Annotated in this window: 17 protein-coding genes and 1 tRNA gene; 4 read left to right on the top strand and 14 right to left on the bottom strand. The window is 66.0% G+C overall.

Going from position 1 to position 15,513, the window contains the following annotated elements; translation table 11 throughout:
- Positions 1-151: 151 nt before the first annotated feature.
- Positions 152-236: transfer RNA gene (locus tag AC1DE3_RS16670), tRNA-Leu, on the bottom strand.
- A 205-nt stretch (positions 237-441) separates the two neighbouring features.
- Here AC1DE3_RS16670 and AC1DE3_RS16665 point away from each other — a divergent pair.
- The 4 genes from AC1DE3_RS16665 (at position 442) to AC1DE3_RS16650 (ending at position 3,971) form a co-directional block, all read left to right on the top strand.
- The gene (locus AC1DE3_RS16665) at positions 442-1,053 is read left to right on the top strand and encodes a YqaA family protein (protein ID WP_476780485.1); all 612 of its coding nucleotides are present in this window, start codon (positions 442-444) and stop codon (positions 1,051-1,053) included.
- Positions 1,054-1,061: 8 nt separating this feature from the next.
- On the top strand, positions 1,062-1,598 hold the full coding sequence (locus AC1DE3_RS16660) for a disulfide bond formation protein B (RefSeq protein WP_476780486.1): 537 nt from the start codon (positions 1,062-1,064) through the stop codon (positions 1,596-1,598).
- A gap of 190 nt (positions 1,599-1,788) precedes the next feature.
- Positions 1,789-3,177 (top strand): NfeD family protein, encoded by a 1,389-nt coding sequence (locus tag AC1DE3_RS16655; protein WP_476780487.1) that lies wholly within the window; start codon positions 1,789-1,791, stop codon positions 3,175-3,177.
- Positions 3,174-3,971: a slipin family protein gene (locus tag AC1DE3_RS16650; protein ID WP_441514007.1), complete on the top strand. Its 798-nt coding sequence runs from the start codon at positions 3,174-3,176 to the stop codon at positions 3,969-3,971. Before AC1DE3_RS16655 ends, AC1DE3_RS16650 begins: the two co-directional genes overlap by 4 nt.
- Before the next feature lie 25 nt (positions 3,972-3,996).
- On the opposite strand, the gene AC1DE3_RS16645 is transcribed toward AC1DE3_RS16650, so the two are convergent.
- From AC1DE3_RS16645 to AC1DE3_RS16585, 13 genes are all read right to left on the bottom strand, one after another.
- Complete coding sequence (locus tag AC1DE3_RS16645) at positions 3,997-4,554, bottom strand: HNH endonuclease (protein ID WP_441510706.1); 558 nt, start codon at positions 4,552-4,554, stop codon at positions 3,997-3,999.
- Positions 4,555-4,775: 221 nt separating this feature from the next.
- A complete protein-coding gene (locus AC1DE3_RS16640) occupies positions 4,776-5,660 on the bottom strand; it encodes a 3-hydroxybutyryl-CoA dehydrogenase (RefSeq protein ID WP_476852579.1) in 885 nt (294 codons plus the stop codon).
- 84 nt (positions 5,661-5,744) lie between these two features.
- The gene (locus AC1DE3_RS16635) at positions 5,745-6,689 is read right to left on the bottom strand and encodes an electron transfer flavoprotein subunit alpha/FixB family protein (protein ID WP_476780010.1); all 945 of its coding nucleotides are present in this window, start codon (positions 6,687-6,689) and stop codon (positions 5,745-5,747) included.
- The gene (locus tag AC1DE3_RS16630) at positions 6,689-7,435 is read right to left on the bottom strand and encodes an electron transfer flavoprotein subunit beta/FixA family protein (protein ID WP_476780009.1); all 747 of its coding nucleotides are present in this window, start codon (positions 7,433-7,435) and stop codon (positions 6,689-6,691) included. The genes AC1DE3_RS16635 and AC1DE3_RS16630 overlap by 1 nt, the downstream gene beginning before the upstream one ends.
- Positions 7,436-7,600: 165 nt before the next feature.
- Positions 7,601-8,299 carry a rhomboid family intramembrane serine protease gene (locus AC1DE3_RS16625; RefSeq protein ID WP_476780008.1) on the bottom strand — a complete coding sequence of 233 codons (699 nt, stop codon included), beginning with the start codon at positions 8,297-8,299 and terminating at the stop codon, positions 7,601-7,603.
- 8 nt (positions 8,300-8,307) lie between these two features.
- Positions 8,308-8,889: a cob(I)yrinic acid a,c-diamide adenosyltransferase gene (locus AC1DE3_RS16620; RefSeq protein WP_441510701.1), complete on the bottom strand. Its 582-nt coding sequence runs from the start codon at positions 8,887-8,889 to the stop codon at positions 8,308-8,310.
- 60 nt (positions 8,890-8,949) lie between these two features.
- Positions 8,950-9,546 (bottom strand): acyloxyacyl hydrolase, encoded by a 597-nt coding sequence (locus AC1DE3_RS16615; protein ID WP_441510700.1) that lies wholly within the window; start codon positions 9,544-9,546, stop codon positions 8,950-8,952.
- Positions 9,547-9,701: 155 nt separating this feature from the next.
- Complete coding sequence (locus AC1DE3_RS16610) at positions 9,702-9,890, bottom strand: twin transmembrane helix small protein (protein ID WP_441510699.1); 189 nt, start codon at positions 9,888-9,890, stop codon at positions 9,702-9,704.
- A 67-nt stretch (positions 9,891-9,957) separates the two neighbouring features.
- Entirely contained in the window at positions 9,958-11,238 is a 1,281-nt protein-coding gene (locus tag AC1DE3_RS16605; RefSeq protein ID WP_441510698.1) for a glycosyltransferase family protein, read from the bottom strand.
- A gap of 151 nt (positions 11,239-11,389) precedes the next feature.
- Entirely contained in the window at positions 11,390-12,160 is a 771-nt protein-coding gene (locus tag AC1DE3_RS16600; protein WP_476852578.1) for a polysaccharide deacetylase family protein, read from the bottom strand.
- A complete protein-coding gene (locus AC1DE3_RS16595; protein WP_476780006.1) occupies positions 12,157-13,293 on the bottom strand; it encodes a glycosyltransferase family 4 protein in 1,137 nt (378 codons plus the stop codon). The genes AC1DE3_RS16600 and AC1DE3_RS16595 overlap by 4 nt, the downstream gene beginning before the upstream one ends.
- A 32-nt stretch (positions 13,294-13,325) precedes the next feature.
- Positions 13,326-14,516, bottom strand: a complete 1,191-nt coding sequence (locus AC1DE3_RS16590) for an ABC transporter permease (RefSeq protein ID WP_441510695.1) — start codon at positions 14,514-14,516, stop codon at positions 13,326-13,328.
- Positions 14,513-15,511 (bottom strand): ABC transporter permease, encoded by a 999-nt coding sequence (locus AC1DE3_RS16585; RefSeq protein WP_441510723.1) that lies wholly within the window; start codon positions 15,509-15,511, stop codon positions 14,513-14,515. The genes AC1DE3_RS16590 and AC1DE3_RS16585 overlap by 4 nt, the downstream gene beginning before the upstream one ends.
- Between the last annotated feature and the right edge of the window lie 2 nt (positions 15,512-15,513).

The raw sequence follows: 15,513 nt of genomic DNA, 5'->3' as shown, positions 1-15,513 counted from the left end.
AACCCGTCTCGGCGGCAGATGCTGGCCTGTGCTCATCAGAGGCCAACATCTTCTCGCGCCCATCGACGAACGCCAGAGAAGGCCGGAAAAGCCAAAGGCCCGCCAAACCGGCGGGTCGAAGCGCTTTTCGATTGTCTGCGAAGCAGATTTTTGGTGCCCCTGGCCGGGATCGAACCAGCACTCCTTGCGGAACTCGATTTTGAGTCGAGCGCGTCTACCAATTCCGCCACAGGGGCCCATGCAGGCGGGCGGACTATACCGATCGGCCGATGCCGGTCAATCGGTGGAACGGCAGCAGCGACAGGTTTCAGTGCGCTGTGCTCTGAAGGTCGCGGAGTGTTTCACGCACGGCTCTTGCAAGGATGGCACACCGGTGCCGCGACAATCCTCCCGGAGCGCGCGGGCCGTTGCGTCACGCGCCGCCCCATGGTCTAGAGCGCCATGCTCAAGCGCCTCTACGAATGGACCATGTCGCTCGCGGCCCGGCCGCGCGCCGAGCTCTGGCTGGCCATCGTCGCCTTCGTCGAGAGCTCGTTCTTCCTGATCCCGGCCGATGTGCTGTTCGTGCCGATGGCTCTGGCGCGGCCGCAGCGGGCCTACCGGCTGGCCTTCATCGCGACGCTGTTCTCGGTGCTCGGCGGCATCGCCGGTTATGCGCTGGGGTACTACGCCTTCGAGGCGCTGGCGAAGCCGGTGCTCGCTTTCTACGGCAAGCTTGACGCCTTCGAGACCCTGCGCGCCTGCGCAGGCCCGGACATGACGCTCATCCTGCTGACGACCTCGGGTCTGGCGCATCTGCCGCCGATCAAGGTCGTGACGATCCTGGCCGGCGCGGTCCATATCGGCCTCGCCTTCTTCGTCATCTCCTGCGTGCTGGCGCGCGGGGCGCGCTTCTTCGCCTTGGCGTTGTTGCTGCGTCGTTATGGCGTCTCGATCCGGCACTTCATCGAACGTCGCCTGAAAGTGATCGCGGTCCTCGGCGCCGCCGTGCTGATCGTGCTTTATTTCGGCCTCAAGCTCGTTGCAGGTTCGGGCCAGCTGCTTTCCTGCTGAGCCCTGCCATGACCGCCTCTTCAGCCATTGCGTCCCCCGATCCCCGCCGGTTGCTCACCCTGCCGCGGCTGATCGCGCTGATCGGGCTTGCGAGCCTTGCCCTGATCGGAGGAGCCTGGTTCTTCGAGCTGGTCATCCATCTGCAGCCCTGCAAACTATGCCTCGAGCAACGCGTGCCGCACTATGCCGCCATCGGCCTGGCGCTGGCCGCGCTGGTGCTCGCGCGTTCGCCGCTGCTGCAGTGGATTGCTCTGCTGGGACTTGCGGGCCTGATGGCCTGGAGCACAGGGCTCGGCGTTTATCACGCGGGTGTCGAATGGGGCTGGTTCGTCGGGCCGAATGATTGCGGGGGCGCGGCGCCAGCCGCAGCGGGGATGCAGGATTTCATGAAGCAACTGCAGACGGCCCGGATCGTCGCCTGCTCGGAAGCGGCATGGCGTTTCCTCGGCCTGTCGCTTGCGGGCTGGAATGCGCTCGTCTCGGCCGGGCTGTTCGCGCTCGCAATCTTCGGGCTGCTGCGCGGCAAGGCGGTCGGCGCTCCCTAGATCGCTCCGCTCGATCTGCTAGATCCTTGCGAATCGGGCGCCGGTCACTCGCCCGCGGTCGCGAGCCGAATGGGCGAAGGTGTCCAAGGGCGCAATCTCCTGGCAGGAGAGGTCGTGATCTCCGCCGCTGTCGCCGACGTCATGGACTTCGCTGGAATCGAGCCCATATAGATTCCACGGAGTTCTGACCGTGAGACTCGTGCGGGTGGCCCTTTTTGCAGCGGCCGTCTTAGCCGCAGCGGTTCCTTCTTCCTTTTCGCCGGCCCGAACGGCGGCGGAACGGGTCGCGTTGAGCATCTCGATCGACGGCGCGATCGGTCCGGGAAGCGCGCGCCAGCTCAAGGAAGCGCTGAGCGTTGCGGCCAGGCGCAATGCCGAAGTCCTCATCCTCCAATTGGACACGCCCGGCGGCCTGGTCACGTCGATGCGCGAGATGATCGCCGACATCCTGGCCTCGCCCGTTCCCGTCATCGGCTATGTCGCGCCGGCGGGCGGCCATGCGGCGAGTGCGGGGACCTATATCCTCTACGCCACCCATGTCGCGGCGATGGCGCCCGGCACCAATATCGGGGCTGCCACCCCGGTGGAGATGGGCGGGCTACCCTCGCTCCCCGGCGGCGAGAAGGATAACGGCCCGGGCGGCAACGGGAAGGACGCTGGCGGGCGACCGGCCGGCGACGCGATGCTCGCCAAGGTGACCAATGACGCGGTGGCGCTGATCCGCTCGCTCGCCGAATTGCGCGGACGCAACGGCGATTGGGGCGAAAAGGCCGTGCGCGAGGCGGCGAGCCTGTCGGCCAGCGCGGCGCTCGACCAGCATGTCATCGACTTCGTCGCTCGCGACACGACCGAGCTTCTGCAACTGGCCGATGGCCGCACCGTCGACGTTGCCGGCAAGAAGGAAGTGCTGGCCACCAAGGGCCTAGCCGTCGAGACGCTCGAGCCGGACTGGTTCACCCAGCTTCTCTCCGTCATCACCAATCCGAACATCGCCGTCGTCCTGATGCTGGTCGGCGTCTACGGTCTCGTCTTCGAGTTCATCAGCCCCGGCGCGGTGGCGCCGGGCGTGGTCGGCGCCACCTGCCTGCTGCTTGGCCTCTACGCGCTCGATCTGCTGCCGATCAACTATACCGGGCTCGCGCTGATGCTGCTCGGCGTCGCCCTTCTCATCATGGAAGCCTTCAATCCGACGGCCGTGCTCGGGCTCGGTGGCGCGGCCGCCTTTCTGTTCGGTGCGACCATGCTGCTCCAGGTCGAGGGTCCGGGCTTCGCCATATCCTGGGCGATCATCGGCCCCGCTGCGGCGGTGACGCTGGGGCTCGCGCTGCTGGCCGGCACCTATGTCTGGGCGGCGCGGCGCAACCCGCCCCGCGTCGGCGGCGAGGCGATGCGCGGGCTTGCCGTGGACATCCTCGACTGGGACGGCCGCGAAGGCCATGTGCTGGCGCTCGGCGAACGCTGGCGGGCGAGAGCGAACGAGCCCATCACGCCCGGGGACAGCGCCGAGGTGACCGCGGTCCGCGACCTCGTCCTGACCGTCCGGCGGCGCGATGCGGCGAACGATGGAGCACGACGATGACGACGATGGTCGGTTACGTGGCCTATCTGATCATTGCGCTGCTGGCGGCCTTCTTTCTGTCGGCGGCGATCCGCATCCTGAGAGAATATGAGCGCGGCGTGGTCTTCACGCTCGGTCGCTTCACGGGGGTCATGGGGCCGGGCCTCATCATCCTCGTGCCTTTCGTCCAGCAGATGGTGCGCGTGGACCTGCGCGTCGTGGTGCAGGACGTGCCTCCGCAAGACGTCATCTCACGCGACAACGTCTCGGTGAAGGTCAATGCCGTGCTCTATTTCCGCATCGTCGATGCCGAGCGCGCGATCATCCAGGTCGAGGATTTCATGACCGCCACCAACCAGCTGGCCCAGACCACGCTGCGCTCGGTGCTCGGCAAGCACGAACTCGACGAGATGCTGGCCGAGCGCGACAGGCTCAACAGCGACATCCAGGAGATTCTCGACCAGCGCACCGATGCCTGGGGCATCAAGGTATCCAATGTCGAGATCAAGCATGTCGACCTCAACGAAAGCATGGTCCGCGCCATCGCCAAGCAGGCCGAGGCGGAGCGGCTGCGGCGCGCCAAGGTCATCAACGCCGACGGGGAGCAGCAGGCCGCGGCAAAACTGGTCGAAGCCGGCCACATGCTGGCAGCGGAGCCGCAAGCCATGCAGCTGCGCTATTTCGAGGCCCTGCATGACATCGCGGGCGAGCGCTCCTCGACGGTGGTGTTCCCGCTGCCGGTGGATCTGTTGAGTCAATTCCTCAAGCAGCCGGCAGGTGAAGGCGGGCATACGACAAACGCCCCCGGTGGCTAGGCATACAGCTGCTGCTGCCCAGGCCTTACGGCTCCAGCTCCGAGTCCCAATAGAGATAGTCCAGCCAGCTCTCGTGGAGATAGTTCGGCGGGAAGAGCTTGCCGTTGCGGTGGAGGTCGTTGACCGTCGGCGCGTAGGGCTTCTGGGCCGGGAACATCTCGACGGAGGCCGGCATCTTGTCGCCCTTGCGCAGGTTGCAGGGCGAGCAGGCGGCGACGACGTTCTCCCAGGTGGTGAGGCCGCCCTTGGAGCGCGGGATGACGTGATCGAAGGTCAGCTCGTCGCGCGTATTGCAATATTGGCAGGCGAAACGGTCACGCAGGAAGACGTTGAAGCGGGTGAAGGCCGGCGTCCGCGAGGGCTTGATGTAGCTCTTCAGCGAGACGACCGAGGGCAGCCGCATATCGAAGCTCGGGCTGCGGACGACCGTGTCGTATTCGGAAACGATGTTGACGCGGTCCATGAAGACCGCCTTGATCGCGTCCTGCCAGCTCCAAAGGGACAAGGGATAGTAGCTGAGCGGCCGGAAATCGGCGTTCAGGACCAGGGCCGGACAGCCGTCCGGCGATGCCATCGGATGCATCACATGCGCCGTCAAACCCGTCGCACCTCCGCTTCGTCAAGCGGGACGAATCCCGCCCTCAGATCAATGTAAGCGCGAGACGACAGGAATGTGAAGGAACTTATTGCGGGTGCGACAAACGCTCTCGCACGGGCGAGGTACTTCCTCGCTCGTGGCAGCCGGCAGGCAGATCGTGGTGATTTCGGTCGATTGGCGGGTTCTGGCCCGCCGGCCCCGGTTCGTCAGCGGGTCGGAACGGGTTTCTCGCCGCGATAATCGTAGAAGCCGCGCTTGGTCTTGCGGCCGAGCCAGCCGGCCTCGACATATTTCACCAGCAGCGGGCAGGGGCGATATTTCGAATCGGCCAGGCCGTCATGGAGCACCTGCATCACCGACAAGCAGGTGTCGAGGCCGATGAAGTCTGCGAGCTGAAGCGGGCCCATCGGATGATTGGCGCCGAGCCGCATGGCGGTGTCGATCGCCTCGACCGAGCCGACGCCCTCGTAGAGGGTGTAGACGGCCTCGTTGATCATCGGCAGCAGGATGCGGTTGACGATGAAGGCCGGGAAGTCCTCGGAGACCGAAACCGTCTTGTGCAGCTGGCCGACGAGGGCCTTGGCACGCTCGAACGTGCCGTCGTCCGTGGCGATGCCGCGAATCAGCTCGACGAGCTGCATCAGCGGCACGGGGTTCATGAAGTGGATGCCGATGAAGTGCTCGGGGCGGTCGGTCGCGGCCGCGAGCCGGGTGATCGAGATCGACGACGTGTTGGAGGCGAGGATCGCCTTGGGCTTCAGATGCGGACAGACGGCCGTGAAGATCCTGCGCTTGACCTCTTCGTTCTCGGTCGCCGCCTCGATGACGAGATCGCAATCGCCGAGATCGGCAAGGCCGACCGCAGGCTCGATCCGCTGCACGGCGGCGCGGCGATCCTCGTCGGCGAGGGCGCCCTTCTGGACCTGGCGGGCCATGTTTCCGTCGATGGTGGCGAGCGCCGCCTTGATCCGGTCCTCGGCGACGTCGTGCAGCTTGACGTCGAACCCGGCCACCGCGGCGACATGAGCGATGCCGTTGCCCATCTGGCCTGCACCGATGATACCGATCGTCTTGATCGCGTGGTCCGACATGGTTTGATCCCGGATAGTCTTCTTATGCTCCCGCAGGGAGCGGAACGGGCCGCCCTGAGGCGGCCCGGAACGATGGTCTATGCCTTACTTGCCGGCTTTCGCCAGTTCTGCGTCGAGCTCGGGCAGGACGGTGAAGAGGTCGCCGACGAGGCCGTAATCGGCGATCTGGAAGATCGGGGCCTCTTCGTCCTTGTTGATGGCGACGATGACCTTGCTATCCTTCATGCCGGCGAGGTGCTGGATCGCGCCGGAGATGCCGACGGCGATGTAGAGCTCGGGAGCCACGACCTTGCCGGTCTGGCCGACCTGCCAGTCGTTGGGGGCGTAGCCGGCATCGACCGCGGCGCGCGAGGCGCCCATCGCGGCGCCGAGCTTGTCGGCGACCGGCTCGATCACCTTGCCAAAGTTCTCGGCCGAACCGAGCGCGCGGCCGCCCGAGATGATGATCTTGGCGGAAGCGAGTTCCGGACGGTCGGACTTGGCGACCTCCTCGCCCTTGAAGGACGAGTTGCCGGGGTTCTCGGCGGCCGAAACGACCTCGACGGCAGCCGAGCCGCCTTCACCTGCCGCCTGGAACGAGGCGGTGCGGATGGTCAGCAGCTTCTTGGCGTCGGTCGCCTGCACCGTCTGGATGGCGTTGCCGGCATAGACCGGGCGCTCGAAGGTGTCGGGCGCGACGATCTTGCTGACATCCGAGACCTGCATCACGTCGAGCAGCGCGGCGACGCGCGGCAGCACGTTCTTGCCAGTGGTGGTCGAGGGCGCGACGATGGCATCGTAAGCCCCTGCGAGCTTCACGATCAGCGCCGCCAGCGGCTCGGCCAGCGCATGGCTGTAGGCCGCGTCATCGGCGAGCAGCACCTTCTCGACGCCGGCGAGCTTGGCGGCCGCGTCGGCCGCGGCCTTGGCGCCCTGGCCGGCCACGAGAATGTGGACGGGCGCGCCGAGCTGGGCGGCGGCGGTCAGCGCCTTGGCGGTGGCGTCCTTGATCGAGGCGTTGTCGTGTTCGGCGATCAGCAGCGTGGTCATCAGATCACCCCGGCGGTCTTGAGCTTGGAGACGAGTTCGGCGGCGTTGGCCACCTTGACGCCGGCGGAGCGTCCGGCGGGCTCGACCGTCTTCAGAACCTTCAGGCGCGGCGCAACGTCGACGCCGAGCGTCTCGGCCGAGGTCTCGTCGAGCGGCTTCTTCTTCGCCTTCATGATGTTCGGCAGCGAGGCATAGCGCGGCTCGTTCAGGCGCAGATCGGTGGTGACGATCGCCGGGAGCTTGAGGGTGACGGTCTGCAGGCCGCCATCGACCTCGCGGGTGACGTCGACGCTATCCGCGGCCAACTCGACCTTGGAGGCAAATGTGCCCTGCGCCCAGCCGAGCAGCGCGGCGAGCATCTGGCCGGTCTGGTTGCAATCGTCGTCGATCGCCTGCTTGCCGAGGACGACGAGGCCGGGCCCTTCCTGCTCGACCACCTTCGTCAGCAGCTTGGCGACGGCGAGCGGCTCGACCACGCCGTCGACCTTCACGAGGATGCCGCGGTCGGCGCCCATGGCGAGGCCGGTGCGGATCGTCTCGGCGGCCTGCGCCGGGCCGATCGAGACCACGATCACTTCGCTCGCCTTGCCGGCTTCCTTGAGGCGCAGCGCCTCTTCCACCGCGATCTCGTCGAACGGGTTCATCGACATCTTCACATTGGCCAGCTCGACGCCGGACCCATCCGCCTTCACGCGGATTTTCACGTTGTAATCAACCACCCGCTTGACGGGCACCAAGATCTTCATCGTCAGATCACCGTTCAGAAGAGATGCGCCTCGCGCCGCGCCGTCCAAGACGGCAGAGTGGCGGCATCGCGGCCCTCGGCTGGAATGCGCAGGGACCGTAGCGACGCCGGTTTGGGCTTGTCAACGTCGTCCAAGGTCTGGTCGGAGGGGCAAAAGCGCACGGGCTTACCCGCCGATGGTCGGGCGGCCGAACAAGGGCACGCTGCGATGAATGAAGAGCGGGGTGAGCGCGGCCCCGGTCGCAAGCCCGCCAAGATGGGCCCACCAGCCGACATTGCCGTCGGTCTGGAACAAGGCCGAGCCGGCCTGCAGCAGAATCCAGCCGCCGAGCGCGTACATCGCCGGGATATGGATCGGAATCCAGTTGAAGGCGACGCCCCAGATGCGGACCTGCGGATAGAGCATCAGATAGGAGGCGATGACACCGGAGATCGCGCCGGAGGCGCCGATCAATGGCTGTTCCGAATCCGGATACATTCCGGCGTGGATGAGCGAACCGCCGAGACCGCAGAGGAAGAAGAACATGAGGAAGCGGGCATGGCCCATCGCGTCCTCGACATTGTCGCCGAAGACCCAGAGGAACAGCATGTTGCCGGCCAGATGCGCCAGATTGGCGTGGAGCAGCACATTGCTGAACAGCGTCAGCCAGGGCGGCAGATGGGCGAGCCCTTCCGGCAGCTGCGCTGTGCCGAACAGCACCGAGGGGATCATGCCGAAGCCGGCCATGATCGCGAGCTCGGCGTTCTCCCCGGGCCAGAACCAGAGCGCAACCTGGGCTGCTAGACAGGCACAGATCAGCGCGTAGGTGACATAGGGAGTTCGCATGAAACGAAGTGGCACTCCGTCATGCAGGGGGAGGAACATGGCGCGCCTCAGCGATTCTGGCCGGGCACCCAGAGAACGTCCCCGCCGGCCTTCGCATTGAGGAAGCGGGAGGCGACGAAGAGGAAGTCCGACAGGCGATTGATGTATTTGAGCGCTGGCGGGGCGACTGTTTCCCCTTCCATGGCTGCCAGTTCCGTCATCAGCCGTTCGGCGCGGCGGCTGATGGTGCGGGCGAGATGGAGATGGGTCGCGGCGGGCGTCCCGCCGGGCAGGACGAAGGAGCGCAGGGGTGCAAGGCTCTCGTTCATCCGGTCGATCTCGGCTTCCAGGCGATCGACCTGCGCCTGCACGATCCGCAACGGCTCGAAGGCGAGCGCCTTGCCAGTTTCCGGCGTGGAGAGATCGGCGCCGAGATCGAAGAGGTCGTTGCTGATGCGGCCGAGCATGGCATCGACCTCGGCGTCTTCGCCCGCGGCATGGAGGCGCGCCAGGCCGATGCAGGCATTGGTCTCGTCGACGGTGCCGTAGGCGGCGACCCGCAGGTCGAATTTCGGGCGACGCGGCCCGGCCGTCAGCCCGGTGGTGCCGTCATCGCCGGTGCGGGTGTAGATGCGATTCAGCTTGACCATGCCACGCTTATAACGCGGCGCGGCGGGGACGGAAGTGCGGTTTTCTGCCGAGGCCGGTTGCTAGAACGTATAGCCGAGCCGGGCGCCGATATTGGCCGGGCCTCGCGGAGAGGATCCTGCACGGTCGCCGCAGCCTGCCGTGCTGAAATGCTCGAGCGTGGTGACCAGGTTCCAGCGATCGGAGAGCCGCACGCCGAGTGCCGCGGCCTCGCGGGTGCCGGTGTTGCAGCCGACATTGAGACGATTCTCGGGAACGACGAAGCCGCTCTTGCCGTCGTTCACGGCGGCGCCGAAGCTCGCCTCGACGAAGACGTCCCGGGTGACGTCGAAACTCCAGGTCGCTCCCGCATAGGCGTAACGCGTGCCGTTGAAGTTCAGGCTGGTGCCCAGGTTGAAGCGCGGGATGAAGGCCGCGGCGATTCGGTCCTGCAGGGGGATCAGGCGGGGCGAGAGCACTTCAGCTCCCACGTTGACGAGGCCGCCTTCGCGTCCGCCTGGGTTGGCGAGGCCGGCGCCGATGCGCGTTTCCCAGGCCGGGGCCGGCGGCTCTGTCGCGGGAGCGTAGCTGGAGACGTTGCCGGACAGAGAGCGGGTCTGTGCCTGAGCAGAGGAGGCCGCCAGACAACCGGCGAGGAGCAGCAACGCGACGCGAACCATGGGCCTTCGGCGGGGTGTGAGAGAGCAGGCGTTAGTGAAGCACACATACTCGTGTTCGGAATGTGGCAGAGCCCGTGCGGCCAAGGCTCCGTTCACAGCCAAGCGTTCGCGAAACATCAATGACGTCAATTAATTGGGCAGGATGCCGCGGAAGGTCAGCCGTTGCGGTACCAGAGCACGGCGACGATCAGGATGATCGCGACGAACTGCAGCACGACGCGCAGACGCATGAGCTTCTGCGAGGTGTCGGCGCTGCCGCCGCGCAGCATGTTCGCCAGGCCCAGCAGCAGCACGATGGAGACGGCGCCGACCGCGACCGAGACGAGAGTGTTCGAAAGCGTCATGTTGAAAGCCTGTAGAACGGAGCCCGAGCATTGACCAGCGGCGCGATGCCGCGCCGGCAGCACCGGGTCAGCTGGTCGCAGCGTTCTGCGCGAGAGCCCGGCCGCGCACGGTCTGCGAGAGATCGTCCGAAAGCGCGCGGCTGATCGCCGGCAACCCTTCGAGCAGATCGGGCATGAAGGCCTGCGATGGCGGCGGTCGCTTCGCCAGGGCGTGGAGCGCCCTCGCCATCACGAGCGGATCGCGCTCGCCCTCGCCGGTCTGCGAGGGGTCGCAGAGCATTTCGACCAGGCTCAGCTCGTCCGCGCGCTGCGCACGAATCGCCTGCTCCAGGCGAGGCTTCACGCGGGGCACGATCAGCGCCGGCTTGTCGAAGGAGAGGATCTCGCAAAAGGTGTTGTAGCCGCCCATCGCCACGACGCAGTGCGCCCGATTCATCAGCAGCTCGAGGCGAGGCTCGAAGCCGAGGCCCTCCAGCTTCGGGTTGCGGGCGATCCGTTCGGCGAAGTCCTTGCGCTTTTCGCGCGACATGAAGGGCCCGAACACGATCAGCGCCGGCAGTGCGATGGTCGGGTCGGCTTCATAAGCCGAGATCACCCAGTCGATCACGCCGGCGCCATCGCCGCCGCCGCCGGGGGTGACGAGGACGAAGGGCTGCTTCGTGATCCGTGGATAGCGGTTCGGCGGCATCGGGCTCGGGACCGCACGCTTGAGATAGCCGACATAGCGAATCTTGTCGGCGAAACGCTGCTGTTCGGGCAGGCCGATCAGAGGCTGATAGATGCCCTCCAGCCCGTAGACGAAGATGTCGTCATAGATGGTGTCGAGCGCTTCGAGCGCGCCGCTATGGCGCCACTCCTCCAGCAGTGTGGCTGGATCGTCGAGCACGTCGCGCACACCCAGCACGATGCGAGCGCCGCGGCGGCGCAGGATGTCGAGCGAGGGCTTCAGCTCGCCGCGCAGGCCGACGGGCTCCTTGTCGACGATGACGACGTCGGGATCGAAGGAAAGAACGGTCTGCTTGATGAGATCGGTGCGCAGCCGCAGCGTGTCGCCGAGATCGAGATTGAGATGATGCGGCTCGTAGCGGCCGTCGCTCTGCTTCTCGATGCCGGGAATGCGGACATAGTCGATGCCGTCGCCGAACTGGAAGCTCGAGATCACCGAAGAGCCGGAGACGATGATGACCGAGATGTGCGGAAAGCTGGCGATCAGCGCATTGGCGATGGCGCGGCAGCGGCGGATATGGCCGAGACCGAAAGTGTCATGGCTGTAGATCAGCACCCGCGGCGCATGCGGGCTGCGCGGCGCCCTTTCGGCCCCGACCAAATCGATGACGTTGGAAGACATTGGATGTCGCCCTCCGCAAAGGCCAGACGACCTCTTGGCGAGGACGAACGCAGCTCGGAACCAGTTGAAAGCGCTTATAGCGCGGCGAGGTTCATCAACCAAGCCCGTGGCGGTGGCAATGAGCAAGGATTCATCTTAGCCGGAGGCAAGCCTATACTCTTCCAGGAAGAAGCTCGGCCGGATCAGCGAAATGCACGGCCGGATGGGCCCCGGCGAGGCTCAAGATGTCGTGAAGAACGGACCACGCGCCTTCGTCATGGTCGCGGTGATGCAGGAGCAGACCGAGCGCGGCCGCCCGATGGGGGACATCGCCGCGCATCGCGATCATCTGCGCCACGATCTCGGGCAGAAGGTCATCCGGCCGCCGGCCCATGCGGCCGCCATGCCAGTCCATAACGTCGATTTGGGTGTTGAGCAGGCGCGGACCGCCGGTGGGACCGTGGCGATAATTGCGAAAGCATGACAGGCCGGAGAAGCCAAGGCTCCCGAGCCGGGCGGCGTGGCCGGGATCGATGCGATTCCAGGGCGGCACGAAGACCGGCAGGAAGTCGCTGCCGATCAGGTCGCGCAGACGGTCGCGACCCGCGGCGATCTCGCCATCGACGGCGGTCTCGGCGCGGTCGGCGCCGAATTCCGACTTCTTTGCCCCGGCCTGTGCATGGTTGCGATGCCAGCCGCCGTGCTGGCAGGGGCGCAGGCGAGGCATGTCCTCCAGCGCCGAGGCCAGGGCGGGCTCGGCCAACATCGGTATGACCGCCAGCAGCACAGGTGCACCATGGCGTTCTGCAAGATCCGAGAGCCGCGTCAGCGCCGGCGTCGGCGCGACCGCATCGTCGTCCCGAAGCCAGAGCCGCAACTGGCGGCCGGCCGCCTGCCAGTTATCGAGCTCCCGCGACAGGGTCTGCCAATGCGTCTCGCTCATGACGCAGCGCTACCGGCAGCTTGGCGTTTGTCGCGGCGATGGCGGCAGGCGAGGTCGAGCCCTTCGGCCAGCCTGGCGGCGGCGCGGGCGTTGGTGCGCTCGTCCAATACGAAACGGCGCGCCGCGGCGCCCATCCGTTCACGGCGCGCCTTATCCTGCAGCATGGCGACGAGATGGCCGGCGAAAGCGGTTTCGTCGCCTTCCGGAGCCAAGAGCGCCGTCTCTCCCGGCACCACGGTGGCGGAGACGCCGCCGCTGTCGAAGGCGACCACGGGCAGTCCCACCGCCTGGGCTTCGAGATAGACCAGGCCATAGGCCTCGCGGACGCCCGGCCAGACGAAGATGTCGTGCCGTGTCAGCTCGTCGAGCGCCCGCTCGCGCGGTATCAGGCCGAGCCAATCGATCCGGCCTTGCGGCAGGCCCGCAAAAGCCGCTTCGATCACGGCGCGCTGGCGGCCATCGCCGACGATGCTGAGCCGCCAATCCGCATCGGCAATGCGGGCGAGAATGCGCGCGAGCGTCAGATAGCTGTTCTGCTTGGTGCCCTCGCGCATCATTGCAATGGTGATCAGGCGGGGAGGGCCGGAATGGTTCCGGCGCCGCGGCGGCTCGTCCCCGAAGGTGATGAAGGGCGGGAGCTCCAGAAGAGCGGTGCCGGGCCGGCGCCAGGGTTCGAGCCCTTGGCGGTCGCGATCGGTGAAGTAGAAGTGGACATCGCCTGCCGAGAGGCTGTGCCGGACGATTTCGGTCTGGGCGCTCCATTCATCGAAGGCGCGTCGTTCGGAGTCGCTGGCCTCGGCTGTGACATAGGGGATGCCGAGTGCCGTGGCGATCCCGGGGCCGAGCAGGTCCGGGGCGCGGTAGTAGTTGTGATATGTGAACCAGAGATCGGGGCGCGGGATTCCGGAGCGATAGTCCGCCAGCAGTTGGTCGCTAAGCCGTGCAGCGTCGGCGCGATGCTGGTCGAGGCAAGCTGGATCGGCGCTGGGCAGGTAGCCGCGGCCGGCCCGGACAGGTTCCACGACATGGCCCAACGTCTCCAGCGCCGCGACGAGCTGGCGCGCCATGCGGCGGTCGCCGGAGACGCCGCCATCGTCGAACAGGTTCAGCGGAGTGTGGAATGCAATGCGCAAGGCGATACTGCAAAGGGGCGGAACGTGGCTGGTCAGCGATACGGATCGGCCGCATCGCGCAGGCCGTCGCCAAGGAAGTTGAAGGCGAGGATGATCACGATCACGGGGACGACCGGATAGAGCAGCCAAGGATAAAGCGCCACTACATTGATGTTCTGGGCCTCGTTCAGCATCACGCCCCAGCTGGTGATCGGGGGTCTCAGGCCCAGGCCGAGGAAGGAGAGCGCGGTCTCGCCGAGGATGGTCTTCGGGATGGTGATGGTGGCCGACGCGATGAGATGGCTCATGAAGCCCGGCACCAGATGCAGGCCGATGATGCGGGCGGGCTTCGCGCCCATCAGCTGGGCGGCGACGACATAGTCCTCCTCGCGCAGCGACAGCAGCTTCGAGCGGACCGAGCGGGCAAGCCCCGTCCAGTCCATCAGGCCTAGGATGATGGTGATGCCGAAATAGACCACCACTGGGCTCCATGACGGCGGCATGATCGAGGCCAGTGCCAGCCAGAGCGGGATATGCGGCAGCGACTGCACGATTTCGATGATGCGCTGGATGAACAGATCGATACGGCCGCCATAATAGCCGGCGATCCCGCCGATGATGACGCCGAGGACGAAGGAGACGGAGACGCCGAGCAGGCCGATCGAGAGCGAGATGCGGCCGCCATAGAGGATGCGCGAGAGCATGTCGCGTCCGAGCCGGTCCGAGCCGAGCCAGAAGAAGGTGCCGTCCTTCGGGGGGCAGACGAGGCGCCAGCTGCCCGGGATCATCCCCCAGAACATGTAGCTGTCGTCGCCGCGGCAGAAGAAGCGCAGCTTCTGCGGCTGTGTGCTGTCGACCTCGTATTCCCGCTTCAGATTCTCCAAGTTGAGCCGCATCGTGTACGGGTAGACGAAGGGGCCGATGAAGCTGCCTTCGTGGAAGAGGTGGACGCTCTGGCCCGGCGCGCGGATGAAGTCGGTATTGCGCGTCGTGTAATGGTAGGGGGCGAGGAATTCGGCGAAGGCCGCCATCGCGTAGATCGCCACGATGACGAAGGCGGAGACGACCGCGAGCTTGTGCCGGCGGAACTTCCACCACATCAGCTGCCACTGCGACGCGAGATAGACCCGCTCCTGCTGCGGCGTCATCACCTCGGTGGCATAGGGCTCGAAAGGCGCGGTCGAAGCCGCATGCGGCAGCGGCGCGCCGTCGGGCGGGAGCGTGTTGAGTGAGTTCGCCTTCACTTGGTCGCGGCCCCCTGAAGACGGATGCGCGGATCCAGGATGGCGAGCGCGATGTCAGAGATCAGCACGCCGATCACGGTCAGGAAGGAGAGGAACATCAGGAAGGAGCCGGCGAGATACATGTCCTGGGCTTGCAGGGCCCGGATGAGCAGCGGGCCGGTGGTCTGCAGCGAGAGCACGATGGCGACGACCTCGGCGCCCGAGACGATCGAAGGCAGGATGTCGCCGATATCCGAGATGAAGAAGTTGAGCGACATGCGCAGCGGGTACTTCCGCAGCGCCTTGCCGGGCGGCAGGCCCTTGGCGCGGGCGGTGACGTAGTACTGCTTCTGCAGCTCGTCGAGCAGATTGGCGCGTAGCGCCCGGATCATGCCGGCGGTGCCGCCGGCGCCGATGATGATGACGGGAATCCAGAGATGCTCCAGCACGGATCGGAGCTTGGCCCAGCTCATCGGCTGGTTGAGATATTGCGGGTCGACGAGGCCGCCGATCGAGAGGCCGAACCAGAGATTGGCGAGATACATGAAGACCAGGGCCAACAGGAAATGCGGGACCGCGAGCCCGATGAGACCGAGGAAAGTCAGCCCGTAGTCGCCCCAGCTGTATTGATGCGTGGCCGAGTAGATGCCGATCGGGAAGGCCACGATCCAGGTGAAGATGATGGTGGCGAAGGATACCAGCATGGTCAGCAGCAGGCGGTCGCCGACGATCTCCCTGACCGGCCGCTGATATTCGAAGGAATAGCCCATATCGCCCTGAAGCAGGCCCGCGACCCACCAGAAATAGCGTTCGACCGGAGGTTTGTCGAAGCCGTATTCCTGTTTCAGGAATTCGATGCGGCTCATATCGGCCTTCTCGCCCTGTGCCTGCATTTCGGCCGCGAGAGTCTCGAAATAATCCCCTTCCGGGAGATTGATCACGGTGAAGATCAGCGCGCTGGTGACCAGCAGCGTCGGGATCATGATCAGGATGCGCTTGAGGATGTAGCGGAACAGCA

This window comes from Allobosea sp. 10L417 (assembly GCF_056395485.1).
Note: the sequence above shows the minus strand (reverse complement) of the source record. Positions and strands in the feature narration are given on the sequence as shown.